General features: G+C 69.2%; 27 protein-coding genes and 1 tRNA gene. 21 read left to right on the top strand and 7 right to left on the bottom strand.

Going from position 1 to position 25,925, the window contains the following annotated elements; translation table 11 throughout:
• The first annotated feature begins 24 nt into the window (after window positions 1-24).
• Together ACFVSU_RS08160 and ACFVSU_RS08155 are read left to right on the top strand one after the other, a co-directional pair.
• Window positions 25-1,311, top strand: coding sequence for an LCP family protein (locus ACFVSU_RS08160; protein WP_387140634.1), 1,287 nt, complete (start codon window positions 25-27; stop codon window positions 1,309-1,311).
• Between the two features lie 80 nt (window positions 1,312-1,391).
• Window positions 1,392-2,627, top strand: coding sequence for an LCP family protein (locus tag ACFVSU_RS08155; protein WP_387140630.1), 1,236 nt, complete (start codon window positions 1,392-1,394; stop codon window positions 2,625-2,627).
• A 51-nt stretch (window positions 2,628-2,678) separates the two neighbouring features.
• Here ACFVSU_RS08155 and ACFVSU_RS08150 read toward each other — a convergent pair whose 3' ends face one another.
• Window positions 2,679-3,371 (bottom strand): DUF2278 family protein, encoded by a 693-nt coding sequence (locus tag ACFVSU_RS08150; protein ID WP_387140628.1) that lies wholly within the window; start codon window positions 3,369-3,371, stop codon window positions 2,679-2,681.
• Window positions 3,372-3,491: 120 nt separating this feature from the next.
• Here ACFVSU_RS08150 and ACFVSU_RS08145 point away from each other — a divergent pair.
• The 10 genes from ACFVSU_RS08145 to ACFVSU_RS08100 all read left to right on the top strand — a co-directional run bounded on the left by ACFVSU_RS08145 (window position 3,492) and on the right by ACFVSU_RS08100 (window position 13,161).
• Window positions 3,492-3,580 (top strand) — tRNA-Ser (locus tag ACFVSU_RS08145).
• Between the two features lie 325 nt (window positions 3,581-3,905).
• Window positions 3,906-4,427 carry a DUF1877 family protein gene (locus tag ACFVSU_RS08140; RefSeq protein WP_387140625.1) on the top strand — a complete coding sequence of 174 codons (522 nt, stop codon included), beginning with the start codon at window positions 3,906-3,908 and terminating at the stop codon, window positions 4,425-4,427.
• Window positions 4,428-4,492: 65 nt separating this feature from the next.
• On the top strand, window positions 4,493-5,944 hold the full coding sequence (locus ACFVSU_RS08135; RefSeq protein WP_387140623.1) for a DUF3375 domain-containing protein: 1,452 nt from the start codon (window positions 4,493-4,495) through the stop codon (window positions 5,942-5,944).
• A 92-nt stretch (window positions 5,945-6,036) separates the two neighbouring features.
• Entirely contained in the window at window positions 6,037-6,600 is a 564-nt protein-coding gene (locus ACFVSU_RS08130) for a DUF4194 domain-containing protein (RefSeq protein ID WP_387140620.1), read from the top strand.
• Window positions 6,597-8,930 carry an ATP-binding protein gene (locus tag ACFVSU_RS08125; RefSeq protein ID WP_387140618.1) on the top strand — a complete coding sequence of 778 codons (2,334 nt, stop codon included), beginning with the start codon at window positions 6,597-6,599 and terminating at the stop codon, window positions 8,928-8,930. The genes ACFVSU_RS08130 and ACFVSU_RS08125 overlap by 4 nt, the downstream gene beginning before the upstream one ends.
• Window positions 8,931-8,941: 11 nt before the next feature.
• Window positions 8,942-9,949, top strand: coding sequence for an SbcC/MukB-like Walker B domain-containing protein (locus ACFVSU_RS08120; RefSeq protein WP_387140615.1), 1,008 nt, complete (start codon window positions 8,942-8,944; stop codon window positions 9,947-9,949).
• Window positions 9,946-11,067 carry a DUF3322 domain-containing protein gene (locus ACFVSU_RS08115; protein ID WP_387140613.1) on the top strand — a complete coding sequence of 374 codons (1,122 nt, stop codon included), beginning with the start codon at window positions 9,946-9,948 and terminating at the stop codon, window positions 11,065-11,067. Before ACFVSU_RS08120 ends, ACFVSU_RS08115 begins: the two co-directional genes overlap by 4 nt.
• Before the next feature lie 112 nt (window positions 11,068-11,179).
• Complete coding sequence (locus ACFVSU_RS08110) at window positions 11,180-11,707, top strand: excisionase family DNA-binding protein (protein ID WP_387140611.1); 528 nt, start codon at window positions 11,180-11,182, stop codon at window positions 11,705-11,707.
• A 144-nt stretch (window positions 11,708-11,851) separates the two neighbouring features.
• The gene (locus ACFVSU_RS08105; RefSeq protein ID WP_387140608.1) at window positions 11,852-12,454 is read left to right on the top strand and encodes a hypothetical protein; all 603 of its coding nucleotides are present in this window, start codon (window positions 11,852-11,854) and stop codon (window positions 12,452-12,454) included.
• Complete coding sequence (locus ACFVSU_RS08100; RefSeq protein WP_387140605.1) at window positions 12,433-13,161, top strand: hypothetical protein; 729 nt, start codon at window positions 12,433-12,435, stop codon at window positions 13,159-13,161. The genes ACFVSU_RS08105 and ACFVSU_RS08100 overlap by 22 nt, the downstream gene beginning before the upstream one ends.
• 205 nt (window positions 13,162-13,366) lie before the next feature.
• On the opposite strand, the gene ACFVSU_RS08095 is transcribed toward ACFVSU_RS08100, so the two are convergent.
• Entirely contained in the window at window positions 13,367-13,594 is a 228-nt protein-coding gene (locus ACFVSU_RS08095; protein ID WP_387140602.1) for an RNA-binding S4 domain-containing protein, read from the bottom strand.
• A gap of 50 nt (window positions 13,595-13,644) precedes the next feature.
• On the bottom strand, window positions 13,645-14,091 hold the full coding sequence (locus ACFVSU_RS08090; RefSeq protein WP_387140599.1) for a pyridoxamine 5'-phosphate oxidase family protein: 447 nt from the start codon (window positions 14,089-14,091) through the stop codon (window positions 13,645-13,647).
• A gap of 185 nt (window positions 14,092-14,276) precedes the next feature.
• On the opposite strand from ACFVSU_RS08090, the gene ACFVSU_RS08085 reads away from it, so the two are divergent.
• The 3 genes from ACFVSU_RS08085 to ACFVSU_RS08075 are packed head-to-tail and all read left to right on the top strand — an operon-like array spanning window position 14,277 to window position 16,991.
• Window positions 14,277-15,419, top strand: coding sequence for a 3-oxoacyl-[acyl-carrier-protein] synthase III C-terminal domain-containing protein (locus tag ACFVSU_RS08085; RefSeq protein WP_387140595.1), 1,143 nt, complete (start codon window positions 14,277-14,279; stop codon window positions 15,417-15,419).
• Entirely contained in the window at window positions 15,416-16,117 is a 702-nt protein-coding gene (locus ACFVSU_RS08080; protein WP_387140592.1) for an iron-containing redox enzyme family protein, read from the top strand. Before ACFVSU_RS08085 ends, ACFVSU_RS08080 begins: the two co-directional genes overlap by 4 nt.
• 22 nt (window positions 16,118-16,139) lie before the next feature.
• On the top strand, window positions 16,140-16,991 hold the full coding sequence (locus tag ACFVSU_RS08075; protein WP_387140589.1) for a DUF6999 family protein: 852 nt from the start codon (window positions 16,140-16,142) through the stop codon (window positions 16,989-16,991).
• 10 nt (window positions 16,992-17,001) lie between these two features.
• On the opposite strand, the gene ACFVSU_RS08070 is transcribed toward ACFVSU_RS08075, so the two are convergent.
• Complete coding sequence (locus ACFVSU_RS08070) at window positions 17,002-17,568, bottom strand: TetR/AcrR family transcriptional regulator (protein ID WP_387140586.1); 567 nt, start codon at window positions 17,566-17,568, stop codon at window positions 17,002-17,004.
• Between the two features lie 79 nt (window positions 17,569-17,647).
• Between ACFVSU_RS08070 and ACFVSU_RS08065 the strand changes: the two genes are divergently transcribed.
• On the top strand, window positions 17,648-18,841 hold the full coding sequence (locus ACFVSU_RS08065; protein WP_387140583.1) for an MFS transporter: 1,194 nt from the start codon (window positions 17,648-17,650) through the stop codon (window positions 18,839-18,841).
• 4 nt (window positions 18,842-18,845) lie between these two features.
• On the opposite strand, the gene ACFVSU_RS08060 is transcribed toward ACFVSU_RS08065, so the two are convergent.
• A complete protein-coding gene (locus tag ACFVSU_RS08060; RefSeq protein ID WP_387140580.1) occupies window positions 18,846-19,607 on the bottom strand; it encodes an MBL fold metallo-hydrolase in 762 nt (253 codons plus the stop codon).
• 82 nt (window positions 19,608-19,689) lie between these two features.
• Here ACFVSU_RS08060 and ACFVSU_RS08055 point away from each other — a divergent pair, with 82 nt between their 5' ends.
• From ACFVSU_RS08055 to ACFVSU_RS08035, 5 genes are all read left to right on the top strand, one after another.
• On the top strand, window positions 19,690-20,037 hold the full coding sequence (locus tag ACFVSU_RS08055) for a UBP-type zinc finger domain-containing protein (protein WP_310285731.1): 348 nt from the start codon (window positions 19,690-19,692) through the stop codon (window positions 20,035-20,037).
• Window positions 20,038-20,050: 13 nt separating this feature from the next.
• A complete protein-coding gene (locus tag ACFVSU_RS08050) occupies window positions 20,051-21,703 on the top strand; it encodes an FAD-dependent oxidoreductase (protein ID WP_387140575.1) in 1,653 nt (550 codons plus the stop codon).
• Between the two features lie 115 nt (window positions 21,704-21,818).
• The gene (locus ACFVSU_RS08045) at window positions 21,819-22,799 is read left to right on the top strand and encodes an aldo/keto reductase (protein WP_387140571.1); all 981 of its coding nucleotides are present in this window, start codon (window positions 21,819-21,821) and stop codon (window positions 22,797-22,799) included.
• Window positions 22,800-22,813: 14 nt separating this feature from the next.
• Window positions 22,814-23,233, top strand: a complete 420-nt coding sequence (locus ACFVSU_RS08040; RefSeq protein ID WP_387140568.1) for a cupin domain-containing protein — start codon at window positions 22,814-22,816, stop codon at window positions 23,231-23,233.
• Window positions 23,230-23,604 carry a DUF2255 family protein gene (locus ACFVSU_RS08035; RefSeq protein WP_387140565.1) on the top strand — a complete coding sequence of 125 codons (375 nt, stop codon included), beginning with the start codon at window positions 23,230-23,232 and terminating at the stop codon, window positions 23,602-23,604. The genes ACFVSU_RS08040 and ACFVSU_RS08035 overlap by 4 nt, the downstream gene beginning before the upstream one ends.
• 178 nt (window positions 23,605-23,782) lie before the next feature.
• On the opposite strand, the gene ACFVSU_RS08030 is transcribed toward ACFVSU_RS08035, so the two are convergent.
• Window positions 23,783-24,679 carry a helix-turn-helix transcriptional regulator gene (locus ACFVSU_RS08030; protein WP_387140561.1) on the bottom strand — a complete coding sequence of 299 codons (897 nt, stop codon included), beginning with the start codon at window positions 24,677-24,679 and terminating at the stop codon, window positions 23,783-23,785.
• Between the two features lie 72 nt (window positions 24,680-24,751).
• Complete coding sequence (locus tag ACFVSU_RS08025) at window positions 24,752-25,807, bottom strand: DNA polymerase IV (protein ID WP_387141301.1); 1,056 nt, start codon at window positions 25,805-25,807, stop codon at window positions 24,752-24,754.
• Window positions 25,808-25,925 lie beyond the last annotated feature (118 nt).

Genomic DNA, 25,925 nt, shown 5'->3' with positions numbered 1-25,925 from the left:
GCCCCCGATCGGGAAGGGAACCGAGTGAGTTCGACGCACAAGCCCACGAGGCGCGGCCGCCGCACGGTGGCCCGTCACGGTGAGCTGTCGTCTCCGAGCCCCTTCGGTTTCATCCTGAAGCTCGTCGGCATCGTCGCCGCCGTCGTGCTGGTGTCGGGCGCCGGCGTCGCCGCGTACGCCGCCACGGACTTCACGGCGAGCTTCACCGAAGGCGCGGTCGAGCTCGAGGGGCAGGGCGCCGTCCCGCCCGACATCGGCGCGATCGAGGGCGGCGTCGATGTGCTCCTCGTCGGCACCGACGAGTGCGAAGAGCAGTACGCGTACCTCTTCGGCGACCGCTGCACGGGAGCGGACGCCGCAGGGCAGCTCAACGACGTCAACATGCTGGTGCACATCTCCGACAATCCGCGTCGCGTCACCGTGGTCTCGTTCCCGCGTGACCTGATGGTGCCGATCCCGTCGTGCACCCGCGAGGACGGCTCGACCACGTCGGCGACCACCAAGACGCAGATCAACGAAGCGTGGAGCTACGGCGGACTCTCCTGCGTCGCCAAGACCATCAAGGAGCTCAGCGGCCAGAACATCCCGTTCGCCGCGAAGGTGAGCTTCGGCAACGTCATCAACATCACCGATGCGATCGGCGGCGTCGACGTCTGCATCGGCAACGGCGGCATCAAAGACAAGTACACCGGCATCAACTGGCCGGCGGGTCCTCGCACGATCCAGGGCGTCGAGGCGCTGCAGTTCCTGCGCACCCGTCACGGCCTGCAGAACGGCAGCGACCTGGCACGCATCAGCAACCAGCAGCAGTACATGTCGAGTCTTGCGCGCAAGCTCGTGAGCGACGAGGTGCTGTCGAACCCGGCGACGCTGTACAAGCTCGCGGCGACCGCGGTCGACAACATCACGCCGAGCAAGTCGCTGACCAACCCGATGACGCTGGTGCAGATCGCGCTGGCCGTCAAGAACGTGCCCTTCGAAGACATCGTGTTCGTTCAGTACCCGGTGCTCACCGACCCCGCCGACGTCAACCGCGTGGTGCCCGACTACGACTCGGCCGAACAGCTGTGGGCGGCGCTCGCGGCGAACGAGTCGCTCGAGGTCACGCATGACCAGGACCTCACCGGAGGAGTGATCGTGGCCGACCCGCAGCCCACCGAGGCGCCCGCCGACCCCGCCCCCACGGCGACCGCCGACCCGTCGGCGGCACCCGCCCCCAGTGAGACCCCCGTGGCGCTCCCGAACAACATCCCGGGCCAGAACGCGGCCCAGCAGACCTGCTCCGCCGGCAACGTCAGGTCCAACGGCTGATGGCATCGGACAAGCGGCCCTCGAGAGGGGGCCAGACGCCCCTTGCGCGCCACGGAGTGCTGAAGTCGCGGCATCCGTTCATGACCCTCTTCGCGATGTTCGGAGTCGTGCTCGCCGTCTTCGGCGTGAGCGCGGCGGGCATCGCGGCCTACAACCTGTTCGACGCGACGCAGACGATCACCGCGAACGCCGTCGTGCTCGACGAGGAGAAGCCGCTGCCGCCGTCGCTGGGTGCGATTGAGGGCGGCGTGAACATCCTCATGGTCGGCACCGACTCGTGCGAAGGTGCGAACGCCGCGCTGTCGGGGGCGTGCCAGGCCAAGGCGACCGAGGGTGAGCGCAACGACGTCACGATGCTCGTGCACATCTCGGACGAGCCCCGCCGGGTGACCGTGGTGTCGTTCCCGCGTGACATGCTCGTGCCGATCCCGTCGTGCCCGAAGGAGGACGGCAGCGGCAGCTACTCGGCGATGTCGTCGCAGATGCTCAACGCGTCCTACCAGTACGGCGGGCTCGCGTGCACCGTGCTCACGATCGAGTCCCTCATCGGGGATCAGATCGACTTCGCCGCGGCCATCCGCTGGACCGGCGTCATCAACATGTCCGACGCCATCGGCGGCGTCGACGTCTGTGTCGCCGGCGACATCAGCGATGCGCACACCGGACTCAAGCTGACTGCGGGCACCCACACGCTGCAGGGTGTTCAGGCGCTGCAGTTCCTGCGCATCCGCCACGGCATCGGCGACGGCTCCGACCTCGGCCGCATCTCGAACCAGCAGCAGTTCATGTCGTCGATGGTGCGCAAGCTGCAGTCCGATTCGGTGCTCGCGAATCCCGCGACGCTGCTGAACCTCGCGACCACGGCGATCAGCCAGGTGCAGCAGGAGCAGCTCGTTTTGAGCTCCGGCCTCACGAACCCGACGCTCATGGTGCAGATCGCGATGGCGGTCAAGGACGTGCCATACGAGGACATCGTCTTCGTGCAGTACCCGACGCGCTACGCCGCGGGCGACGGCGCCAGCCGCGTGATGCCGGTGAAGGACGCCGCGAACGTGCTCTTCGAGGCGCTCAAGGCCAACCAGCCGCTGACGCTGACGGGCGACGCGAGCCAGGGCTACGGCGTCGAGGTGACCGGCGAGGCCGTCAAGCCCGAGGTGGCTCCGACGCCCGCCGCGACCGAGGCCGCCGGCGAGACGCCCGCGGCTGAGGCCCCCGCCACCGAGACCCCGGCGACGGAGACGCGCGTCGAGCTGCCGTCGGCGATCGCGGGGCAGACCGCGGCGCAGACCACCTGCACGCAGCCCGAGGGCCGGTAGCCGACCAGCTGTCGGCGCTCGCATGCGCTGATTCGCCCCGTGAGCTCCAGCTCACACAGGGTGGCCGAGGCTGTCCGTGCGGTCGGACTGCGTCGAGAACTTCGAGATGAAGACGAGCCAGCTGCCGTCGGGCTGCTGCGTCGCGACGCCGCCGTCCTGCCAGATGCCGTTCTCGGGGAACCATTGCGACCCGGCGGGGTCGCCCTGGTTCTGATGGACGTTATGGATGCCTTGCACCGACGCCGGTGCCGCGCCCTCGGGGAACGGTTCGCCCCAGACGAGCGTGAGCGCGCCGACGTGCAGGGTCGCCTCCAGCGCCTGCGACGCCTGGAGCTGGTCGCCGGAGCGCCACGGCCGGAGGAACGGCACCCAGAAGGGCGAACGATCGGCGGCCACGGCATCCCGTGCGCGGAACAGCCACTGCAGGAACCAGTGGATGCCGACGACCCGCAGCTCGCGGTGCCGGATGACATCGAGGGCGCCCGAGGCGGGGGAGGAGAGGAGCTTCGTGAAGGCCGGAGCAGGCGGCGCCGGCCAGCCCAGCCTCGCGGCCGTGGTGCGGATGGTCTTCCACTGCACCCCCGCGGCGGAGTTCTTGCTGTCGACGTCGACCGCGACGCGGTAGTCGCGGGCCCCGCTGCGCAGCTTCAGGTTGACGTGCCACCATCGCCCGAACTCGTCCGGGTCGTCACGCTCGTGCGACACGAGGGTTCCGCTGAGCACTCCGTACTGTGTGAACGGCATACCGGGATGAGCGAGCCGCGACCACGGGTGATACCCACGGCGGAGTCCACGCGTGCAAGAAGCGGTCCCGGTCTCGGTTATGATTGCTGGGTGCATCCGCGCCCTCGCGGCCGGATGCCTGGAGACGTCGCATAGTCAGGCCTAGTGCACCACCCTGCTAAGGTGGAGTCCTCGCAAGGGGACCGAGGGTTCAAATCCCTCCGTCTCCGCCGAAAAAGCTCAGATCAACGGCTGTTTATTTCGCGTCTGCCACGAAATCCGCCATTTCTGCCACGTTTGCGAAGTGTTCGGCGCTGAGCGATCCGCTCGTGTTCGCGATCGCCCGCTCATCAACCTGCTCGTTTGAAGTCATCGTGGGGTGAAGACTCCGCGTGTCCGCCAGGGAGGGCGGGAGCGCGTATCCCTCGGTCTCCAGAGGCCTGCGAGCGCCTCCACTGCGGCCTCCGTTCCTCCACAAGGGCGGATTCGGGCGCGCCGTCCCCAGCCCGACGGATGTCGCGATCAGAGCGACGTCCTCGTCGGGATGCTGGCCGCATGGGAATCCGCTACTACGCATACGCCTTCGACGCCGACCTCACCCAGCAGGCGGTAGATGATCCGCACAGCATCCTCTCCAGCGATCCGCTCGCTGACGCGTGGGGCCTGGAGCCGCACGCGAGCGTGAGTATCGCGACGTTCGAGCAGGTCTCGCCGAAGCGCGACATGCTCTATCTCGACAAGGCATGGTCCGCCCTGCAGTCCCTCACGTGTCCGACGACCGATGTTCCCGACGCAGGCTCCTGCTACCGGATGTTCGAGGGGAGCGTAACGATGCATGGGCTCGGGTGGGACCCGTGGGTGAGGACGATCCTCCCGGCGGAGGTGCCGGCGATTCGGGACGACCTCTGTGCGATCGACGAGGACCAGGTGCGAACGTGGGCGCGCACCTGGCGCAGTCGGCACGGAGCCGACAATGACGACGAGCTCCGCTACGTCCTCGACTACCTCACGCGGGCACAGGAGTTCGTCGAGGCGCTCGCGACAGACGGTCGCGGGATGGTCTACCTCATCGGGTGACTCAGTCCGAGCTATCCGCCGCCGCCGCGTCAACGGATGTCGGTGTGTTCCTTCAGAATGGACGCGTGCCCGCCGTCGCCCAGGTTCTCGAGCTCGCCCAGCTTGCGGAGCGCGATGCGGCGTGGAAGCTGCTTCGAGCCGACAGCGCACCCGTGGTCGCCAGTCTTCTTGGCACCCACCTGGGCGGAGGCGAGCGCCGAGTCGACGCTGAGGAGCTGTACGAGCGGATCGATGCCGACCTCGAACGGCTCCGCGCTCAGGGGCTGATCTTGCCGCTGACTGCGAAGGGGTACTGCGGGGAGTGGCGATCGGCCGGTTTCCTGGTGCGTCGGCCGTCATCGGAAGCGCGGGGTGAGACGCTCGAGCTTTCCCCGGATGCGATCGCCGGGATCCGCTTCTTGCAGGGTCGCGCCGCCCCGCGTTCGAGTGTGACCGAGTCTCGGCTTGCGAGTCTTGCGGCGCAGGTCCGTCGCCTCGCGATCGACACCGATCCTGACGTGTCAGCGCGCATCGCGCTGCTCGAGGAAGAGATCGAGTCGATTGAGCGGCGGATCGAGAGCCTGCGTTCCGGTGACGAGTCCGCGATCGATGAAGACCGGGCGCTCGAACGCGTTCGCGACGTGCTGGCGCAGGCGGCGGACGTGCCGGACGACTTTGCTCGGGTGCGTGCTGAGTTCGAGATGCTGAATGCATCGCTGCGGGCGAAGATCGTCGAGTCCGATGTATCTCAGGCGGCCGTCGTCGACGAAGTCTTCCGCGGAATCGACCACATCTCCGACTCGGATGCAGGCCGCAGTTTCGCTGCGTTCTCCCAGCTCGTCCTTGACCCTGCACTCGGTGCGGCGTTCGAGGCCGACATCCGCCGCATCCTCGACCGCGGATTCGCTCGCGACCTCACCTCGGAGGAGCGCAGGGCACTGCGCGCCTTCCTCACCACGCTCAAGGGACGAAGCGCGGAGATCCACGACGTCATCACATTGTTCGCCCGGGCGCTCCGCCGCTACGTGCAGTCGCAGGACTACCAGCGCGACCGGGTCCTGAGAACTCTTCTGCGGGAGGCTCAGCACGCGGGGGTGGAAGCCGCCGCACACACGCGTCCGTGGCATCCGACGTCTCTCACGCTGGATCTCTCGGCCGTCGCGCTGTCGAGCGTCGGGGGGATCGACCTTCACGACCCCGCCGAATTCGCCGCCACCGAAGAGATCGTCACGCAGACGACATCCCTCGCGCGCCTTGAGGAACTGCGGGCGATCGCTCGCGAAACCGAGATCGACTTCGACGAACTCACCCGGAACGTCAACGACCTGCTAGCCGAAGTGCCCTCGTGCACCGTCGCAGATGTCCTTGCTCGATACCCCGCGACGCAGGGGGTCGGCAGCGTGATCGGACTTCTCTCGATCGCCGCCGAGCAGGGCACCGTTGACGATGAGCCCGAGGTACTCGCTTGGCAGGGCGCCGACGGAGTTCCGCGTGCGGCGATTGTGGCCGTGCACCGATTCACAGGAGCGGTGGCATGACCGAATCGACCACGGCGGATGTCGCCCCCGACGAGCACGGAGGCCTCTGGCGTGGCGACGCCGGCGAACTCCCTGATCGCACGCGGCGGGTCTTGCTGCGTCTGGTGCGTGGCCCCTATCTTTCCGGAGCGCGCGAGGCGCAGCTGTGGGCGGTGCTGCTCACCGACGAGGCTGTCCTCCGCTCCCGGCTCGCCGACCTGTTCCTCGAACTGGTCATCGATCGGGACAACGAGTTCGCCTTCGTCCGCAACGCTCCGTCCGAGGACGCCCCGAAGGCAGTGCGGTCTGAGGCGTTGACGTTCCTCGACACCGCAATGCTGCTTGTCTTGCGCCAGACGCTACTGAGCGAGGAGGGTCGCGGTCGGGTGATCGTCGGGCAGGCGGAGGTGTTCGAGCAGCTCGCCGTGTTCCGCACCCCGGACCGTGATGAGAAGGACTTCGCGAGCCGCGTCAACTCTTCGTGGAACAAGATGCAGAACAAGCTCCGCGTGTTGCACGCCGTTGGCGATGACCGTGCCGAGATCTCGCCGGTGCTACGACTCCTCGTCGATGCCGACCAGATCCGCGCGATCACATCGGAGTACCACCGGATCGCCCGAGAGGGCGGAGGAGAATCCGCTGCCCCGTCGACGGATGCCGAGGATGACACAGAATGACGATGCTGAGCTTCCCCACCGACGAGCCGGAGGTCGATCCGACCAGGCCCGGCCAGTGGCGACTCGCCCAAATCGAACTCGTCAACTGGGGCACGTTCGCCGGCCACGTCTCCGTGGATGTTGCGCGCGCCGGCCACCTGTTCACCGGCGCATCCGGATCGGGCAAGTCGTCGCTACTCGACGCGATTGCCGCCGTCCTCACCCCCGATAGATGGTTGCGTCTCAACGCGGCGGCTCAGGATGGCGCTTCCCGGCAGAGCGATCGGACGCTGATGAGCTATGTGCGTGGCGCCTGGAGCAAGGAAGCTGACGAGACTGCCGATCGGGCCACCACGACCTACCTGCGCTCGAAGGCAACCTGGAGCGGCATCCTGCTGCGCTACGAGAATCTCCGCGATGAACCGGTCGTCCTCCTGCGGGTGTTCCACGCACCGGGCACGCGCACCGAACCGACCGCGTTGAAGGACGCACGGATCTTCACCCGCGGTCACGTGAAGCTTCTCGAAGTGAAGCCGCACGTCGAAGGCGGAATCGACGCGCGTCGCATGTCGAAGGCCTTCCCCGACGCGCTGATCACCACCGGCGGGAGACACGGACGCTTTCACGAGCGGGTCATCCGTCAGTTCGGCTTCCGCGGAGATGCGACGCTTCAGCTTCTCCACAAGACACAATCAGCGAAGAACCTCGGCACCCTCGACGCGTTGTTCCGCGGGTTCATGCTCGACCAGCCGGGGACCTTCGCGCGGGCCGAGACCGCCGTTGAGCAGTTCACGGAGCTCGATGCCGCGCACAAGCACGTGGTCGACCTGAGGAAGCAGGCTAATGCGCTCCGCAAGGTCGACGAGGCGATCACCGCGTTCGACCTGGCCGGCGCTGAGATGGCGGCGATCTCCGATCTGCACGACGGGGTCGAGCCCTTCACAGCGGGACTCAAGTTGCGGCTCGCGAAGGAAGCCGCGGGCCCCGCACGCGCCGCGCTGGCGCGCGCCGAGAGCGACCTGAGCGACGCTGCGCGAGAGCAGCGGTTGGCGGCAGAGGCGCTGGAAACCGCGAAGGCGCGGGTCCGGGACGAGGGCGGCGCGCGCGTCGAGCTTCTGCAGGAGCGGATCGACAGTGCGCAGCGTGCCGAGGACGTCACTAGGCAATATCGAGCTCAGTTGACCGCAGAGCTGATGCGCATCGGCGCACCAATGCCCGAAGACCCCGAGCAGTTTGCGGAGCTCCTTGCCGCGGCCGTCGCCGAGGTTGCGCGCGACATCCCCGCTGTGTCGTATGAGGTGCGTGACGCCGCGAGTCACGCGCGTAAGGCGCTGGACGAAGTCACCAGGCAGATTCAGGCGCTGAGAGATCACCGGAGCAACCTCGACGAGAAGCTTCTAAGCGCACGACGATTCCTCGCGGACGCTGTCGGTGTGCCGGCATCGACATTCCCCTTTGCGGGCGAGCTGATCTCGGTCGCCGAGCAGCACTCCGCCTGGCGCGGCGCGGCAGAGCGAGTGCTCGCTCCGTTTGCGTCGACGCTCCTCGTGCGGGACGAACATCTTGTCGCCGCACGTCGGGCAGCCGACTCGCGGACACTCGGTGTCCGGCTCGTCATCGAAGCGGTTCCGCACGCCGTCGACGAGCCGCGTCGCCCCAAGGATGCCCGCTCGCTCGTTCATCGCCTCGCGGTGAGCGATGGGCCCTTCGCGTCCTACGTCCGCAAGCGCATGGCCTCCGAGTTCGACTACGCCTGCGTTTCGCACCCCGACGAGCTTGATGACGTCGAGCGTGGCGTCACGATCGGCGGCCTGGTCAAGCGCAACTCACGCAGGTATGAGAAGGACGACCGTCACGGGGTCGGTGATGCCACTCGATGGGTGCTGGGCGGCGACACCCACGCGCGGCTCGAGGCATTGCTTGAGCGTCGGCGGGACGCGATGGCGGCGATGGAGGAAGCATCCGCCCGCGACGCCGAGGCCGACTCGTTTCGTCAGGACGCTGTCAGTCGGCGCGACGTCTTCACACGCGTATCGACGTTCAGCTGGGACCAAGTGGACCTCGCATCCGCGATGGCGGTCACCGCGGCCCAGCGCGACGATCTCCGGGTGCTCACCAGCGAGTCGGGGACTCTCCGCGAAGCACAGGAGGCCGCGGAGCGAGCGACCCAGCGACTGGACGAAACGAACGGAAGCACGCACGGGCGCTCGGAGCCCACGCTGTCGCCCGCAATCACGTCGAAAGCATCGCGGCACACGTCGCCGAACTCGACGCCACCCCATGTGCACCGGTCGAGGAGCGGATCGCCGACGCCCTCGAAGGCCGGTTCCGAGCCGAGCGACGCTCCGTGAGCCTGGAGACGGTGGACGAAGTCGCGCGGAAGGTGCAGTCGGCACTCTCGAAGGACAAGGACGCCTCGGCCAGCCGCGCAGCGGATGCTGAGGCCAGCTTCGCCGGGCGCGCCGCCGAGTTTCGGCTCGGGTGGCCCGCTGCATCCGCAGAGCTGACTGCTGACATCCGCGACCGCTACGGCTACCGGGAACTGCGCGAAGGCATCATCGCCCGCGGCCTGCCCGAGAAGGAGTCCGAGTTCCGCAAGCTGTTGCGGGAACGATCGCAGGACGTCGTCGCACACTTGCTCAGCGACCTCCGCGACGCCCCGGGTCTCATCCGTGAGCGAATCCTCCCCGTCAACGCATCCCTGGGGCGGTCCCCGTTCGAGGGAGCGGACCGCTTCCTCGAGATCGATGTGAAGACGACGCGGACCCCGGAGGTCGACGAGTTCCTCACCGACCTCCGCCGCATCGTTGAAGGCAACTGGGCCGACGAGTCGGCCGCCGGTGCCGAGCAACGATTCGCCGTGCTGCAACGCGTGATCGGTCGACTCGGATCCAAGGACCGCGTCGACATCGACTGGCGCAACCGGGTGCTCGACACGAGGCTTCACGTGAGCTTCCTCGCGCGGGAGAAGGACGTCGCCGGCCGCGTTGTGCGGGTGTATGACTCCGCAGAGGGCTTGTCGGGTGGTCAGCGGCAGAAGCTCGTCATCTTCTGCCTCGCGGCAGCGCTGCGGTACCAGCTGACTGAGGAAGAGGACGAGGTTCCGAGGTTCGGGTCGATCGTGCTCGATGAGGCGTTCGACAAGGCTGACAGCCGATACACGCGCAACGCGATGGAGGTGTTCCGCGAGTTCGGATTCCACATGATCCTCGCGACACCGCAGAAGCTGCTGCAGACGCTCGAGCCGTACGTGGGCGCGATCACGTCGGTATCGAACCCCGACCGCGACGCCTCACGGCTGGCGAACGTGGTGTTCTCGGTCGATGAACCTGAGGTCGCCACCCCGCCGCACGCGGAGTCGCGCGCGTGACCACGCCTGTCACACCGTCTGACCTGCGCGCGCGGGCGAAGAAGCTCTTCGACCGCGATGCACGCACCTGGGCCGCCGAGCAGCAGACCGATGTCGTGCTCGACGTTCCGCTACGCCCGCCAACCGAGCGGGAGGCGCTGGACGATCTCAATCTGGTTCGACAGTGGGTCGACGCCTGGCGCGGTGTGAGCGAGGACTCGGGTATCGAGCTCGAGTGGGTCGTCCGCCATTGGTCACGCATCGGGTCGCAGGAAGTCCCCGTTCGCGCGGTGCTGCGCGGTACGGATTCGATCGCTCGAGCGGCGGGCGAGGCGGATGCTTGGCGACTTCTGGTAGCGCGACTCGACGAGTTGAGGGGCCTGGCCGGCTCCGATGCCGGCGGCGTGCTCCGCGCCCATGCCCGCGCGATCGCCGATCTCGACGGCGCCGATTTCCGCAGGCTCGTCCATGTGCTGGCCTGGTTGCGCGAGAACCCGGAATCGGGCCGCCTGGTGCGGGAACTGCCGATCCGCGGCATCCACACCAAATGGATCGAATCTCGCCGCGGACTCGTGGAAGCGTTGCATCGGGCGGGAACCGGAGCGCCCGGACTGGGCCTTCGCGAGCCGTCGCCGCTCATACGGATCCGTGCTCTCGATCCGTCGCTCTCGTTCCAGGGGCTCACCGATCTGTCGGCGCCCGTCGACGACCTTGCGGCGAGCACGATCCGACCCGAGCGCGTGTTCGTATTCGAGAACCTCGCCACCCTGCTCGCGATGCCCGATGTGCCCCGAGCGGTAGCAGTGCACGGTGGCGGTCACCGCGTCGATCTCGTCGCCCGCCTCCCGTGGGCGCAGACGGTCACCTACTGGGGCGATCTCGATTCGCACGGATTCGCCATTCTCAACCGACTTCGAGCCAGGGGAGTGGACGCAACGTCGGCATTGATGGATATGGATACTCTGTTCGATCACCGTGATCTGTGGGGGATCGATCCCGATCCGAACGTCGGCGTGTTCGACCTGCTCACGCCTGATGAGCGCGGGACTCTCCAGTTGCTGAGCGCGGAGGGCAACATACGCCTCGAGCAGGAGCGCATTCCGTGGAGCTTCGCGCTCGCGCGGCTCGGGGTGTGTTGACGACGCATCTGATCGTTGCCCCAGCAAGCTCCTATTGACCTGTCGGTGACGCGTGGTACCGCAATCGCAACAAACGCAACCCCCTGCGTTTACGTGTATCGAGGTGATTTCCGTGTCTCGCGCTGCCGTCGTTGAAGAGACGTACCTTCCCAGCAGGGGAGACGAACTTGCCCCTGTGCTTGACTTCCTCACCGCCCATGAGGCCACGGGTAGGGCTCTTCCCGAGCCAAGGTACTTCCTCGCGGGGGCGCGTCCAGGCGACCAGGTCGAGCTTCCGGAAGAGGTCTACCTGGCACTCCGCAAGATCGTGGACGCAATGCAGAGCGGGCTGGCCGTGTCAGTTGTACCCCAGACAACACGGCTCACCACCCAGCAGGCAGCCGATCTGCTGAACGTGAGCCGCCCGACCATTGTGAAGCTCCTCGATGCGGGGGAGATCCCGTTCGAGAAGGCGGGAACGCACCGTCGCGTTCTCCTCGCGGATCTCCGCGACTACCGCGAGCGCCGGCGGGAGCGTCAGTACGACATGCTCGCCGCCACGCGCGACGCTGTCGACGAAGACAACATCGAGCAGACGCTCGAGGACCTCAAAGCGGCGAGGAAGGCGGTCGCGGCGAGACGAGCCGCCAGACGCAAGTGAGCAAGGTGGCTGGGAAGCTCGCCGAATGCGCACCCGTGCCCTAGAATCATAACTATTCGTTCAAGCGAAGGGTTGCAAATGTCTGAGGTCACGACGGCGGATGCTGCACGGCGCCTCGGTCTGTCGCAGGAGCGGGTGAGTCAGATGTTGCGGTCCGGCGAACTCGTCGGGCGGCGGATCAGCGCGCGGGGCTGGCTCGTCGACCTCGCCTCCGTCGGCGAACGCGCGCGCATCGCCACCGACGGCGGTCGGCCCTGGTCCGAGAACCGTGTGCGATCGGTCATCGATGCGCTGTCGATGGGCGAGGCCACCGACGCGAAAACGCGGGAGCTGATCCGCACGACGGAGACCGAAGTGGTGTGGCGCAGGCTGGCGCAGGCGGTGACGGTGCGACGCTTCACCGCCCGACATCCGGATGTCGCGCGGGACGCTCTGGTGCTCACGGGCGAGTCCGCGGTCGATGTGTTGGGGGAGCGGCTCGTCGGGCAGTCGGATACGGTCCACGGGTACATTCGCGTGGGTGAGATGGACGACCTTGTCGACGACGCTGGACTGGTGGAGCACGGCGAGGGTCGGGTTGCGATCCACGCGTTCCGATCCGGCGAACGTTCCTGGATCTCCGGCGAAACGGCGCCGCGCGCGCTCGTCGCTGTGGACTGCGCTCGGTCTGCGGTGTCCCGCGTCCATTCGATCGGAGTGCGCGCGCTCGACGAGATGAGGCAGGCGTGGCTGACGCGGAACACCTGATCGTCGTCGCGGACGACGAGCGTCCCTGGAGCCTGCTGTTCGAGATCGCCGAGGTCACGACCCCGGGCGAGTGGGTGTTGGTCGGCGGGCTCATGGTGCACGCGCACGCGTTGCGTGCCGGCGTCACCGCTTCGCGCCCGACCGAGGATGTCGACCTGCTGCTGAACATTGCAGCAGCAAGCGTCGGCGCAGTTGCCGGACCGTTGCAGGACATTGGGCTCCGCCCGGCGGAGTCTCTCGGTCGCAGTGTGCTGCATCGATTCCGACGCGGTGACGAGTTCGTCGATGTCATGGTGGAACGAGGTGCGTCCGCGCGGTGGGCCCGGCGATCGATCTTCCAGGCTCCGGCAGCCCGGCAGGCGATCGACCGCCGAGACTGGTACGGCCTGCATGGCGCAGACCGCGTTGTCCGCATTGCCGTGCCGGATGCTCTCGGCGCGATCGTCGCGAAGGCCGCCGCGTACGCCGTCGACCAGCGCGACAGAGGCCGACACCTCGACGATCTAGCGGTGTTGCTAGCCGCCGCCGGAGGTCGGCGCGGGCTCGGCCTGGACCGGCTCACCCGACGCGATAGACAGCACCTGCGTCCTGCATTCGGCCAACTCGCCGACAGCGGCCAAGATGCCTGGATGCTGCTGGATGCCAACGACCGCGCGATCGGGCTACGTGCTGCGGATACGGTCATTGCGGCCATCTCCGCGGCCTGAGCGAAGCGTCCAGGAGCGTCAGGGCGCCGCCACGTTTCTGCCACGAATCGAACCCGGCCGTCCTGATCCAGGAGCACGTCCGCGACATCAGAACCCGCGGAATCATGCGGTTTCGGCCCGTATCGGTTGTCATCGGCGCGATTTCAAATCCCTCCGTCTCCGCAGAAGAACCCCCGGTCCTCCAGGGGTTTTCTCGTTGGCTCGGTCACGGGCAGACGCGCACGCTGCGTCCCTCGAAGCTCACGGTGTCGCCGACCTGCAGCTGCCGGCCGCGGCGGCGATCGACCTCGCCGTTGACGAGGACGAAGCCGTCGATGATGGCCTCTTTCACCTCGCCGCCGGAGTCGAGGACCCCGGCGAACTTCAAGAACTGGCCGAGGCGGATGCTCTCGCCGCCGATCGGGACGTCGTCGATCGGAGCCGGGTTCGTCATCCCCGAATGCTAGCCGACGGTCGCCGGCCGCCCCGCACCTCGCACAGCGCCTACGCGCCCTCCTTGGACGACGCCTTGTAGCGCTCGGGTTCCGGCGTCCGTGCGAACCATCGGCCGGAGATCTGCGTCGGCACGATGCGCACCCACCGGTACTTGAGCGTGGGGATCCAGGGTCGGAGCGCGAGCGCGTCGGCCTCGTCGATCTCGCGCTGCAGCTCGATCCGTTCCGCCACGCCTTTGACGATGACGCTCGAGGCGTACGTGTCGTCGTACTCGTCGACCTCGAACGCGACGCGAGGGTGCTCCGACAGCTCCGCGAGCTTCGAGCCCGGAGCGGTGCGGAACAGCACTCTGGGTCCGTCGATCACGTAGTTCACGGGGAAGATGTCGGGCTCGCCGTCCGCGTCCAGGGCGAGATGGCCCAGCTCGCCGCGCGCGAGCAGGTTCCAGCATTGCTCTTCGCTGAGTGTCACGACCGCATCGTTCGTGTCTTCCATGGCGCCATCTCCGTCGATCCTCGCCCGCCGCAGCACGACCCTTCTGCGCACACACCCTAGTTCTTCCCGGCGCAAAGCGGACCTGGTCCGCGCGCAGGCGATGGCGACCCCGATTCGGATGACACCGAAGGGATGATGGATGCTGCGGCGCACAGCATCCATATCTTCCCCTTAGTCTTCTCACCATGGGCGCGACGGCGAATGCCTATCTGACCGGGTTCGGCCGGTATCTGCCGGGGGGACCGGTCGACAACGACGGCATCGCGGCGCGCCTCGGCGGGGACGACGCGGTCACGGAGCGGATCCGGCGGCGCATCCTGGACTCGAACGGCATCCGGCAGCGTCACTACGCGCTCGACGAGCACGGCGAGCCGACCGAGCTCAACGAAGAGCTCGCGGTCAAGGCCCTCCGCGCGGCGTTCGATGACCGCGGCGTCGACGCCCACGACATCCGCATGCTGGCGTGCGCGACGACGATGGGCGACGTGCTCGTGCCCGGTTTCGCGTCCATGGTGCACGGGCGACTCGGCGGCGGGCCGATGCAGCTGCTGTCGGCGTCCGGGGTGTGCGCGTCCAGCCTCGCGGCGCTCGACGCCGTCGTCAGCAAGGTGCGCCTCGGCGATCACCCGCGTGCGGCCGTGGTCGGCTCGGAGCTTGCGAGCCGGAGCCTCAGGCAGCGCCGGTACGACGGCATCCGCGCCGGCATGGACGCCCACTTCCTCCGGTGGATGCTGTCCGACGGAGCGGGCGCAGTCGTGGTCGAGTTCCAGCCCCACCCGAGCAAGCCGTCGCTGCGGGTCGACTGGGTGAGGCACGTCTCGCTCGCCCACGAGCACGACGTGTGCATGCGCGCCGGCATGGTCGGCGCCGAGCCGGAGGTCGGCGGAACCTGGCAGGACGTCGGCATCGCCGAGGGCGACGCAGCCGGGATGTTCCTGCTGCGGCAGGACGTGGGCATGCTCGACGACCTCGCGGATGCGGGGATCCGCCAGTTCGAGGAGCTCGTCGACATCGGGCTCGTCGACGTGCGCCACCTCGATCACGTCGTCTGCCACTACTCCACGAACATGTTCCGCGATGTCGCGTTCGAGGCGCTCCGGCGCCGCATCCCGACGCTCGACACCGACCGCTGGTTCTCGAATCTCGAGACCCGCGGCAACACGGGCTCCGCGAGCATCTTCATCGCGCTCGAGGAGGCCTGGCACACCGGGCGCTTCGCGCCGGGCGAGACCGTCCTTCTCGCCGTGCCCGAATCCGGGCGGTTCTCGTTCGCCTTCGCCCACCTCACCGTGGTCGCACCCCGCGACCAGCAAGGAGCATCGACATGAGCAGCACCACGACCGTCTCCGCCGACATCGCCCCCGAGGACGGCGCCGGTACGCTGTTCGAACGCCTGGCGGAGGTCTGGGTGGAGCTCGAGGACCGGCTGGACCGGGTGCCCATCCTGCAGCGCCTCGCCGACGGAACGGTGACGCTCGACGACTACCGGCGCCTGCTCTTCAACCTCCGCCAGCAGGTGGTCGACGGGTCGCCGTGGATCTCGCGTGCGGCGTCGAGCTTCGACATCGAGCACTTCGAGCTGCGTGCGGCCGCGATCCGCCACGCGGAGGAGGAGCACCGCGACTACCTGATGCTCGAGCGCGACTACGTCGCGATCGGCGGATCGCTCGACGAGCTGCGCCGCGGACGCAAGAACGTCGGGTCGGAGGCGCTGTCGGGCTACATGTTCCACTACGCGGCTCAGCCGAACCCCGTCGGTCTGCTGGGCGCGATGTTCATCATCGAGGGCCTGGGCGCGAAGCGCGCGGCGGGGTGGGCGGCGCGGTTCCAGGAGGTGCTCGGTCTCGCCGACAACCAGGTGCACTTCATGCGCTACCACCAGGATGCCGACGCCGAGCACACCGGGGACATGGAGGCGATCCTGACCTCCGGCATCATCGACGACCGCGATGCCGACGACATCGTCCGCTGCGCGCAGGTGGTGGCGCGCCTGTACGCGCTGCAGCTCGAGGAACTGGACCGCTGACGTGGCGGCGCCGCGGCCGAGCATGCCGGAGTTCGTGCGCTCCGACCCGAGCATGTGGGAGGCGGTGTACGCCGACCCGTCGGTCCCGCTCGACCGGGCGCTGGTCCGGCGCATCATCAACGACCAACGGCGCCTGTCGCGGCGCTGGCTCTACCCGATCGCCCGGATCGTCTCGCGCGTGCTGGTCGCGATCATCTCGATCGTGAAGCGGGTGCTCCCGTTCCGATGGATGCCGCTGAGCACGATGGACGCACTGTGCGTGTGGTTTCTGCGACGCTTCGTCGCGCCCGGCGCGGTCGAGCTGCTGATCCGGCACTTCGTGGTCGAGACGAACCTCGTGAACTTCATCATCCGCAACACCGCGGTCGACATGGCGCCGGTCACGCTGCGGCCGGAGACCCTTGCAGGCCTCGGCGACTCGGCCGTCGTCGAGCACGACGTCAACGTCTACGACGTCCTGATCGCCCTCGACGGCGTTCCGCTCACGCGGCCGGAGGTGCTCGACTTCGCGCAGCTCGACATCCCGCCGCTCGATGCCGAGCGGGGTCGGCGGCGCTACCTGCGGCTCGACATCCAGACCGCGCTGTGCTTCATGAACATCCCGTTCTCGATGGCGCTCACGGTCGAGGAGTACCGGCGTGCGGTGCACTCGATCCGGTTCGACGACTCGTTCCTCGAGATCCTCGCCCTCGTCACGGGCGACGACACGTTCCGCCACTGGAAGCTCGCCGGCATGAGCCTGTGGATGGACTCGAACGTCGATGTTCCGCGTATGGTCTACCGGCACGCGCTGGTGTGCGAGTACGCGCACGCCCACCTCGTGAAGCTCGCCGGCGGCGCCTACCCGCGAGACACCGCGGTCGAGCTGGACTGACTTCGACGGGTCAGGCGATGTCGCGTGCCGGTTCGAACCGGTCCACGAGCGCCTGCACGACCGCCGCGACGTAGTCGCGGTCCAGCGGCTCGCCCTCCCACGCCTGGTGCATCGGGAATGCCTCGACGAGTGCGTCGAGGGCGCGGGCGGTCGGCTCGGTGAAGTGCAGGCCGAGGCTCGCGCGACTCACGAGCAGCCAGTCGCGGCAGAGGTCGTGCACCTTCGCGTCGTAGTTGCCGAACGAGTACATCTCGAAGAGCGCGCGCACCTCGTCGGTCGTCGCATACGAGCCGCAGATCAGGTCGACCACGGCTGCGCAGGCCTCATCGCGGGACCGTGCCCCCTCGAGGCTGGCGCGGTAGTGCTCCGCCATGCGGGCCGCCAGTGAGGCGAACGCCTGCTCGAGGATGTCGGACAGCCCGTCGAAGTAGTAGGTGAGGGAGCCGAGCGGCACCCCGGCGCGTGCGGCGATGACCCGGTGGCTGGTCTGGTGCACGCCGCGCTCGCCGATCACCTCGAGTGCCGCGGCGATGATCCGCTCCCGCCGGTCAGGGTCATTGGCGCCTCGTGCGACCACGCGCCACCTCCTGTCGGGATCAGTTGTGTACGATAGTACAGATCACTTGTGTACGTTCGTACATATTTTAAGGATGCCGATGCCCACGTCTCTTCGCGCGCGCCGCCTCGCCCTGGCCACGCTCTTCTTCGTCCCCGGCGTCGGGATCGCTTCCTGGGTGACGCGCACGCCCGACATCCGTGATCTGCTCGGGGCGTCGACCGCCGAGATGGGACTCGTGCTGTTCGGCCTCTCGCTCGGCTCGATGATCGGCATCCTCTCGTCCGGCGCGCTCGTCGCGCGGCTGGGCGCGCGCCCCGTCATCGCGGCCGGCGCGGCCGGGATCGTGCTGAGCATGCCGCTCATCGGCATCGGCGCAGCAACGGGGTCGCCGTTCGCGGTCGCCGCGGGCCTCTTCCTCTTCGGCGCCGGCATGGGCGGCGGCGAAGTGGCGATGAACGTCGAGGGCGCGGACGTCGAACGGGTGACGGATCGGTCCTTCCTTCCGACACTGCACGGATGCTTCAGCCTCGGCACCGTCGTCGGCGCCGTGGTCGGCATCGTGGCCACGGCTGCCGCGTTCCCGGTGGTCTGGCACCTCGTGATCGTCGGAGTGGTGGCCCTCGTCGCGGTTCTTCTCGCGGTCCCCGCGCTGCCGCCGCACACCGGTCGCGCCTACGGGGGCGAGACGACGACGGTGCGCGAGGACCGTCGCGCGCTCTGGAAGGACTCCCGCCTGCTGCTGATCGGCGTGATCATCCTCGCGATGGCGCTCGCCGAGGGCACGGCCAACGACTGGCTCCCGCTGGTCATGGTCGACGGCCACGGCTTCGATCCCGCGCTCGGCTCGACGATCTACGCCGTCTTCGCTGCTGCGATGACGATCGGCCGCTTCGCCGGCGGCTGGTTCATCGAGCGCTTCGGCCGCCCCGCCGTGCTCTGCGCCAGCGGCGTCTTCGCCGCCGTCGGCCTGGCACTCGTGATCTTCGTCGACAGCCAGGTCGGGGCCGCGGCCGCGGTGCTGCTGTGGGGGCTCGGTGCATCGCTCGGGTTCCCCGTCGCGATCAGCGCGGCGGGCGACTCGGGTCCTGACTCGGCGGCACGGGTGTCGCTCGTGGCGACGGCCGGCTATGTCGCGTTCCTCGTCGGACCGCCCGCGCTGGGGTTCGTCGGGGAAGAGCACGGGCTGCGCGCGGCGCTCATGATCCCGCTCGTGTTCGTCGTCATCGCGGCGATGGTCGCACCGCTCATCGGCGGCCGGCGCCGCGCACCGGTCCTCGTCGAGGGGGCCTGAGGCGTCAGGAGCCGGCGTCGGCGACCATCGCCTTGAGGTGCTCGTACTCCTCCGGCATGCCGGGGTTCGCGAGTCGATGGTCGCTGATCGCCCGACCGGCGATGACGTCGTCGAGGTAGCGGCGGTCGGCGTCGAGACGTCGGACCGCGTCGGAGCCCGGCGTGCCGTGGCCCGGGATCACGAGATCGGCCTGGGCGGCGAACGGTGCGAGGAGGTCGAGCGCGGCGAGGTACGCCGGCAGGTCGTCGGGGTCGAAGGGGAGAGGCAGCTCGAGGTCGCTGAGCATGTCGCCGGCGATCAGCACCCGCTGCTCGGGCAGCCACACGGCGGTGTGACCCGGCGCGTGCCCGTCATGCACCACCAGCTCGGGGGCGAAGCCTCGCGGAACGGACGAGGGCGGGAGCGCAGCATCCACTTCCTCCACCACCCCCATCAGGTCGACCAGCGGCTCCGGGAACTCGGCGCCGAGCGCGGCGACCAGGGCATCCCTCTCGTCGCGGGCGAGCGCGGCGGTCGTCGCCGACGCCCACCGCGGCGCGGAGCCGAAGCGCGGGTGCCACAGCAGGTGGTCGTGATGGGCGTGCGTGGCGAACCCGCCGACGACGCGGAGCCCGCGCGCGTCGAGCTCATCGGCCAGGGCGTCGAGTTCGTCGGGCATCCACGCGGGATCGATGAGCAGCGCCTCGCCGTCGCGGCACAGCACCGTCGACATCGTCGACATCACGCGGCTCGTGGCGACGAGCACACCATCCGCGACCTCGATCATCGCGGCTCACTCTAACGGCCCGGCTCCCGCCACGGCGCGTTAGCATCGCACCGACGGAACGCGTGCGACGAGAGGCAGGCGCATGAGCCTGAGCGAGATCGACCCCACCGTGCCGCCCTCGGGTGAGGGCTGCGCCGACTGCGACGACGTCGGCGGATGGTGGGTGCACCTGCGGCGCTGCGCGGTGTGCGGCGACGTGCGGTGCTGCGACACCTCGCCCGCGCAGCACGCGACGGCGCACTTCCGCGCGACGGGTCACCGGTACGTCCGCAGCTTCGAGCCGGGCGAGGAATGGTTCTGGGACTACGTCGCCGAGGACTACGTCGACGGACCAGAGCTCTCGCCGCCCGAGTCGCGCCCCGACACGCAGCCGTCGCCGGGGCCGGAAGGCCGGGTCCCGGCCGACTGGCGTGAGCTGATCCACCGCTGAGGAAGGGACTGCGATGGGCAACGCGAAGATGACACCGCGCGAGTTCGAGCGCATGATGAAGCCCGCGCTCAGCGACGCGCAGTGGGAGCGTCTGCTGTCGTTCGGCGAACCGCACGACGTGGATGCGGGCGAGTACCTGTTCGAGGCCGGCGACCTCGACTACGACCTGATCCTCGTCGACACGGGCGAGCTCGAGATCGTCCGCGTCGCCTTCGGCTGGGTCGGGGAGACCCATGTCGGCACGATGGGTCCGCGCAGCTTCGTCGGCGAGCTGGGCCTCCTCAACGGGCAGGGCGCGTTCTTGTCGGCGCGGGCGACGACGGCGGGACGGATGCTCCGGGTCAGCCGCGCGCGCCTTCGCGTGCTGATGGCGGAAGACGACGAGCTGTGCGACATCATCCTGCACGCGCTGTGGGCGCGCCGCGAGATCCTCCGCACCGGACCCGCCGCGCTGACCCTCAAGCTCGTCGGCCCCCGCTCGTCGCGCGACTTCCTGGCGCTGCGACGCTTCGCCGAGCGGGTCGACCTCGTGCACACCGCGATAGAGCTCGCGCCGGGAGACCTCTGGACGCTCGGCGAGCACGGCATCGGCCTCGACGACCTGCCGGTCGCCTTCATCCAGGGCGAGGCCATGAAGAACGCGACGCCCGGCATGGTCGCCGAGCGGCTGGGCCTGAGCTACCAGGGTCGGGCCGACGAGGTGGTCGACCTGGTCGTCGTCGGCGGCGGACCGGCAGGCCTCGCCGCCGCGATCTACGGGGCCTCCGAGGGACTGAGCACGGTGCTGCTGGATGCTGTGGCCCCGGGTGGGCAGGCGGCGGCGACGTCGCGCATCGAGAACTTCCTGGGCTTCCCGTTCGGCGTGAGCGGCGGCGATCTGATCGGTCAAGCGTCGCTCCAGGCGCTCAAGTTCGGCGTGCGGGTCTACGCGCCGTGCGAGGCGGCCGACCTCCGCCCCGCGGGCAGGGACCTCGACGTCACCCTCACAGACGGCCGCGTCATCCGTGCCCGTACGGCGATCGTGACCTCCGGAGCCGCCTACCGCACGCTCGACCTCGACCGGTGGAACGAGTTCGAGGGCGCCGGCATCTACTACGCGGCCACGCCGCTCGAGCTCCGTCAGGTGTTCGAGTCGCCGGTGGTCGTCGTCGGCGGGGCGAACTCCGCCGGACAGGCGTCGCTGTATCTCGCTGCGAACGGGTGCCCGGTGCACCTCGTGGTGCGCGGTTCCGACCTCGGCGGCCGCATGTCGTCGTACCTCGTGGACCGACTGCTCGAAGACCCGCGGATCGACGTGCACACCGGTTCCCGCGTCACCGCCCTCGGCGGAGGGCCGGCGCTGGAGAGTGTGAGCATCGACTCCATCGGCGACGTCGCGGCGCGCGGACTCTTCTGCTTCATCGGCGCGGAGCCGGCGACGTCGTGGCTCGCCGAGCTCGATCGCGACGCCGACGGATTCCTTCGCACCGGCACCGATGTGTCGGTGCAGTCGCTCGAACGGTGGTCGGCGCTCGGCCGCGAACCGCTGCCGTTCGAGACCTCCGTGCCTCGCATCTTCGCCGCCGGCGACGTGCGCCGCGGCTCGATGAAGCGCGTCGCCGCAGCGGTCGGCGAGGGCTCCAGCGCGGTGGCATCCGTCCACCGCGCGCTCGCCGACATCCGCTGACGCGGTCCGAGGGGTTCTCGCGGTACCTGTCACAGCGGGGTCTCCCGCGCGCAGGCTGGCAGGAGTGGGATGGAGGATGCCGCGGGCGAACACTCTGCGGCACGAGGAGGGAACCATGCACACCAGGCAGCTCGGCCAGGGTCTCGAGGTCTCGGCGATCGGCATCGGCGCCATGGGGATGTCGATGAGCTACGGCCCGAACCCCGGTGACCGCGACGACATGATCGGCGTGCTCCGCTACGCCGTGGACCAGGGCGTGACGTTCATCGACACCGCGGAGGTGTACGGACCGTACGACAACGAGGTTCTCGTCGGTGAGGCCATCGCCCCGATCCGCGACCGCGTGGTCGTCGCGACGAAGTTCGGCTGGGACATCGTCGACGGCAAGATGGTCGGGACGAACTCGCGCCCGGAGCAGATCCGGCGGGTGGCCGACGCCTCGCTCCAGCGGCTCGGTGTCGACGCGATCGATCTGTTCTACCAGCACCGCGTCGATCCCGCCGTGCCCATCGAAGATGTGGCCGGCGCCGTCAGCGAGCTCGTCGCGGCGGGCAAGGTGAAGCACTTCGGTCTGTCCGAGGCCGGTGCGGCCACCATCCGTCGCGCGCACGCGGTGTTTCCCGTGACGGCCGTTCAGAGCGAGTACTCCCTGTGGACGCGCGACCCCGAGGCCGAGGTGCTGCCGACGTGCGCGGAGCTCGGCATCGGGTTCGTGCCGTTCAGTCCGCTGGGCAAGGGGTTCCTGACGGGCACCGTCTCGGCGGACGCCACGTTCGGCTCCGGCGAGATCCGCGGCCGCGTCCCGCGCTTCCAGCCCGACAACCTCCGTGCGAACCAGGCCGTCGTCGACGGCGTGCGCGACGTCGCCGCCGCACGCGGGGCGACGCCCGGCCAGGTGGCCCTCGCGTGGCTGCTGTCGAGGCATCCGTCCATCGTCCCGATCCCCGGAACCCGCCGTCGCGAGCGCGTCGACGAGAACGCGGGCTCGACCGCCGTGGCGCTCTCGGCCGACGACATCGCGACGCTCGACGCGCTCGCCGCGGTCGTGGCGGGCAACCGCTACGACGACGCCGGCATGGCGATGGTCGGGCTCTGAGAAGGGAGCACACGATGAGCACGAGCAGGCAGCCGCAGGCGGCGACGGTCAAGGGACCCGCCGAGTGGTTCAGCGGGGACGTCTACTTCAACGCCTACTACCGCGGTGAGGAACCCTCGCGTACGCGCCTGAACCTGGTGCGGTTCACCCCCGGCGCGCACACCGCGTGGCACCGGCACGCGGTCGGGCAGACGCTCCACGTGACGGAGGGCGTCGGGTGGGTGCAGACGCGCGGCGAGGAGCTCATCGAGCTGCGCCCGGGCGACACGGTCTACACGCCCGCGGGGGAGTGGCACTGGCACGGCGCCACTGCCGATCAGTTCATGTGCCACCTCGCGCTGTGGGAGGCGCCCGCCCTCGACGCCGGCGAGCCCGAGACGGAGTGGGGCGACAAGCTCACCGAGGCCGAATACCCCGCGGGAGGCGCGTCATGACGACGTGGGACGAGGCGGAGCTGCGCCGCATCGGCGCCGCCACCGAGCTGCGCATCTCGTCGCGGCGGCCCGACGGGACGCTGCGCCCCGCCGTCACGATCTGGCACGCGGCCGTCGGCGACGCCCTCTACATCCGGTCCGCGCACGGCCCCGAGAACGGCTGGTTCCGCCGCGCCGTGCGGTCGGGCATCGGTCGCGTGGCGGCCGGCGGTGTCTCGAAGGACGTGACGTTCGAGCTGGCCGATCCCGCGGTGAAGACCGACCTCGACGCGGCGCTGCACACCAAGTACGACCGCTACGGGGCCGCGTACGTCCGGCCGATCACGGGAGCGGATGCTGCGAGCACGACGCTCGTCGTCATGCCGGCCTGATCGTCGCCCGAACTGCTGCTCGCCTGTCACGAACTGCCGACCGCGTCGGCGCATCGTGACAGGCGATCAGTGCTGCTGTGAGCTTCGCGGCCCGTCGAGCCGAGGCGTTCCGGCCGAAACAGGGGAGTCGGCACTCGGTCTCGGCGAGAATCCCCTGGCTCGAGGACAGCGCCGGCGCTCAGCGCGCGGCGGCGGCCGTGGCCGTGGCGTCGATCGCCGCGAACTCGGCGGCCTGCGTGGCCGCCCACGACGCGAGGAGCTTGAGGGCGTCGGCCGACGGAGAACCCGCCGGCGCCGTGTAGACGTTGAGCACGAGGCCGGGCTCGCTCGGCAGGTCCATCGACTCGTAGTTCAGCTCCAGGTCGCCGACCACCGGGTGATGCAGGCGCTTGAGGCCGCTGCGGTGGAACTTCACGTCGCGCGAGGCCCAGCGCTCGCGGAACAGCTCGCTCTGCGTGGAGAGCTCGCCGACGAGCCGGATGAGGTCGGGGTCGTGCGGGTTGCGGCCCGCCTCCATCCGCAGCATCGCGGCGGAGTCGTGGGTGATCTGGTCGTAGTCGCGCCAGAAGTCGCGGGCGGCAGGGTTCAGGTACGCGAACCGCGTGGTGTTCACGGGCCGGCGCGGATCATCGAAGACGGGGGAGTAGAGCGCGCGGGCGAGCAGGTTCGCCGCGAGGATGTCGTGGCGGCCGTTGCGCACCCAGGCCGGAGCCTCGGTGAACGCGTCCAGCACCTGCTGCACGGCCGGCCGCACCGTCGGCGAGGGGCGGCGGGCGGGCTTGCGGCCGGGGCCGGCCGCGCGCGCGAGGTCGAACAGGTACTCGCGTTCCGCCTCGTCGAGCTGCAGGGTGCGGGCGACGGCGTCGAGCACGCCCTCCGACGCACCGGCGAGATTCCCGCGCTCGAGGCGCACGTAGTAGTCGACCGAGACGCCGGCGAGCATCGCCACTTCCTCGCGGCGGAGGCCGGCGACCCGGCGGTTGCCGCCGTACGCGGGCAGCCCCGCCTGCTCGGGGGTGAGCCGGGCGCGACGGGAGCTCAGGAACTCCTTGACCTCGGCGCGGATGTCAGCCATGACTCCACGCTACGTCGCCGGATCCCGCGCTGACAGGCTCTGCGAGTGCCCGTCAACCCGCGTGCTGCGTCGTCACCAGCCGCTGCGGGTCGGCGTGTGACCGTCGCGGGCGTCGTCGGGCATGGCCATTTCGGCACGCACGCCGAGAAGGCGGATCGGCCGGCCGGGCTCGATCTTCGCGACGAGCTCCATCGTGCGGGCCAGCACGACCTCGCGATCGGAGGTCGACGGGATCTTCTTCGTGAACGTCTTCGTGAGGAACGGCGCGTAGCGCACCTTCAGCCCGAGCCCGACGACGGGGCGGTCGTCGGCGGCGACCTCGTCGAGCACGTCGCCGAGCAGTCTGCGGGCGGCATCCTCGATCTCGACCGGATCGACGATGTCGACCTGGAACGTCGTCTCCTTGCTGTGGCCGCGGGCGACCCAGGGGGTGTCGTCAACGACGTTCGACCCGTCGCCACGGCCGAGCTGGCGGTACCAGAGCCCCATCTTCGGCCCGAATTCGCGGGTGAGAGCGTCCGGGTCGGCGACGGCGAGCTGGGACACCGTCTCGATCCCCAGCAGCGCGAGCCGCTTCGAGATCTTCGAGCCGACGCCCCAGAGGGCGATCGTCGGGCGGTGCCCCATGACCTCGAGCCAGTTGTCGGCGGTGAGGTGGAAGGTGCCGCGCGGCTTGCCGAAGTCGGTGGCGTTCTTCGCCCGGACCAGGTTGTCGCCGATGCCGACGCTGCAGTGCAGGCGGGTGCGATCGAGCACGTCCTGCTGCAGCCTGCGGGCGTACCCTTCCGGATCGTCGGTGTCGACGCCGACGAACGCCTCGTCCCATCCGAGCACCTGCACCACCGCGCCCGGCTGTGCGCGGAGCGTCGCCATGACGTCCTCGGATGCCGCGAGGTAGAGCGGAGCGTCGACCGGCAGGATCACCGCATCCGGGATCTTGCGCGCGGCGATGCGCAGCGGCATCCCCGACCCGACACCGAACTCGCGCGCCTCGTACGACGCCGTGGAGACGACCGCGCGCTCGGTGGGATCGCCGCGGCCGCCGACGATGACGGGCTTGCCCGCGAGCTCGGGGTTGCGCAGGATCTCGACGGCGGCGATGAACTGGTCGAGGTCGACGTGCAGCACCCAGCGCCGGGGCGCTGGCGCGACGATGTCGCTCACGATCCCGCCCCTCGCGACCGGCGCATGACACGAGACTAAGCGCCGTCGCCGACACGGCGCACCGTCGGCGGAGACCGGAGGG

Source organism: Microbacterium sp. NPDC058062, from assembly GCF_042885375.1.
Lineage (GTDB): Bacteria > Actinomycetota > Actinomycetes > Actinomycetales > Microbacteriaceae > Microbacterium > Microbacterium trichothecenolyticum_C.
Note: the sequence above shows the minus strand (reverse complement) of the source record. Positions and strands in the feature narration are given on the sequence as shown.

What these genes read in the sequence shown, in the direction of transcription:
- ACFVSU_RS08155 (WP_387140630.1), top strand. Translation starts at nt 1,392, where the DNA reads ATGACCCTCTTCGCGATGTTCGGAGTCGTGCTCGCCGTCTTCGGCGTG.
- ACFVSU_RS08030 (WP_387140561.1), bottom strand. Translation starts at nt 24,679, where the DNA reads ATGGCTGACATCCGCGCCGAGGTCAAGGAGTTCCTGAGCTCCCGTCGC.
- ACFVSU_RS08150 (WP_387140628.1), bottom strand. Translation starts at nt 3,371, where the DNA reads ATGCCGTTCACACAGTACGGAGTGCTCAGCGGAACCCTCGTGTCGCAC.
- ACFVSU_RS08080 (WP_387140592.1), top strand. Translation starts at nt 15,416, where the DNA reads ATGAGCAGCACCACGACCGTCTCCGCCGACATCGCCCCCGAGGACGGC.
- ACFVSU_RS08055 (WP_310285731.1), top strand. Translation starts at nt 19,690, where the DNA reads ATGAGCCTGAGCGAGATCGACCCCACCGTGCCGCCCTCGGGTGAGGGC.
- ACFVSU_RS08045 (WP_387140571.1), top strand. Translation starts at nt 21,819, where the DNA reads ATGCACACCAGGCAGCTCGGCCAGGGTCTCGAGGTCTCGGCGATCGGC.
- ACFVSU_RS08060 (WP_387140580.1), bottom strand. Translation starts at nt 19,607, where the DNA reads ATGATCGAGGTCGCGGATGGTGTGCTCGTCGCCACGAGCCGCGTGATG.
- ACFVSU_RS08140 (WP_387140625.1), top strand. Translation starts at nt 3,906, where the DNA reads ATGGGAATCCGCTACTACGCATACGCCTTCGACGCCGACCTCACCCAG.
- ACFVSU_RS08035 (WP_387140565.1), top strand. Translation starts at nt 23,230, where the DNA reads ATGACGACGTGGGACGAGGCGGAGCTGCGCCGCATCGGCGCCGCCACC.
- ACFVSU_RS08075 (WP_387140589.1), top strand. Translation starts at nt 16,140, where the DNA reads ATGCCGGAGTTCGTGCGCTCCGACCCGAGCATGTGGGAGGCGGTGTAC.
- ACFVSU_RS08040 (WP_387140568.1), top strand. Translation starts at nt 22,814, where the DNA reads ATGAGCACGAGCAGGCAGCCGCAGGCGGCGACGGTCAAGGGACCCGCC.
- ACFVSU_RS08105 (WP_387140608.1), top strand. Translation starts at nt 11,852, where the DNA reads ATGTTGCGGTCCGGCGAACTCGTCGGGCGGCGGATCAGCGCGCGGGGC.
- ACFVSU_RS08065 (WP_387140583.1), top strand. Translation starts at nt 17,648, where the DNA reads ATGCCCACGTCTCTTCGCGCGCGCCGCCTCGCCCTGGCCACGCTCTTC.
- ACFVSU_RS08095 (WP_387140602.1), bottom strand. Translation starts at nt 13,594, where the DNA reads ATGACGAACCCGGCTCCGATCGACGACGTCCCGATCGGCGGCGAGAGC.
- ACFVSU_RS08125 (WP_387140618.1), top strand. Translation starts at nt 6,597, where the DNA reads ATGACGATGCTGAGCTTCCCCACCGACGAGCCGGAGGTCGATCCGACC.
- ACFVSU_RS08090 (WP_387140599.1), bottom strand. Translation starts at nt 14,091, where the DNA reads ATGGAAGACACGAACGATGCGGTCGTGACACTCAGCGAAGAGCAATGC.
- ACFVSU_RS08085 (WP_387140595.1), top strand. Translation starts at nt 14,277, where the DNA reads ATGGGCGCGACGGCGAATGCCTATCTGACCGGGTTCGGCCGGTATCTG.
- ACFVSU_RS08050 (WP_387140575.1), top strand. Translation starts at nt 20,051, where the DNA reads ATGGGCAACGCGAAGATGACACCGCGCGAGTTCGAGCGCATGATGAAG.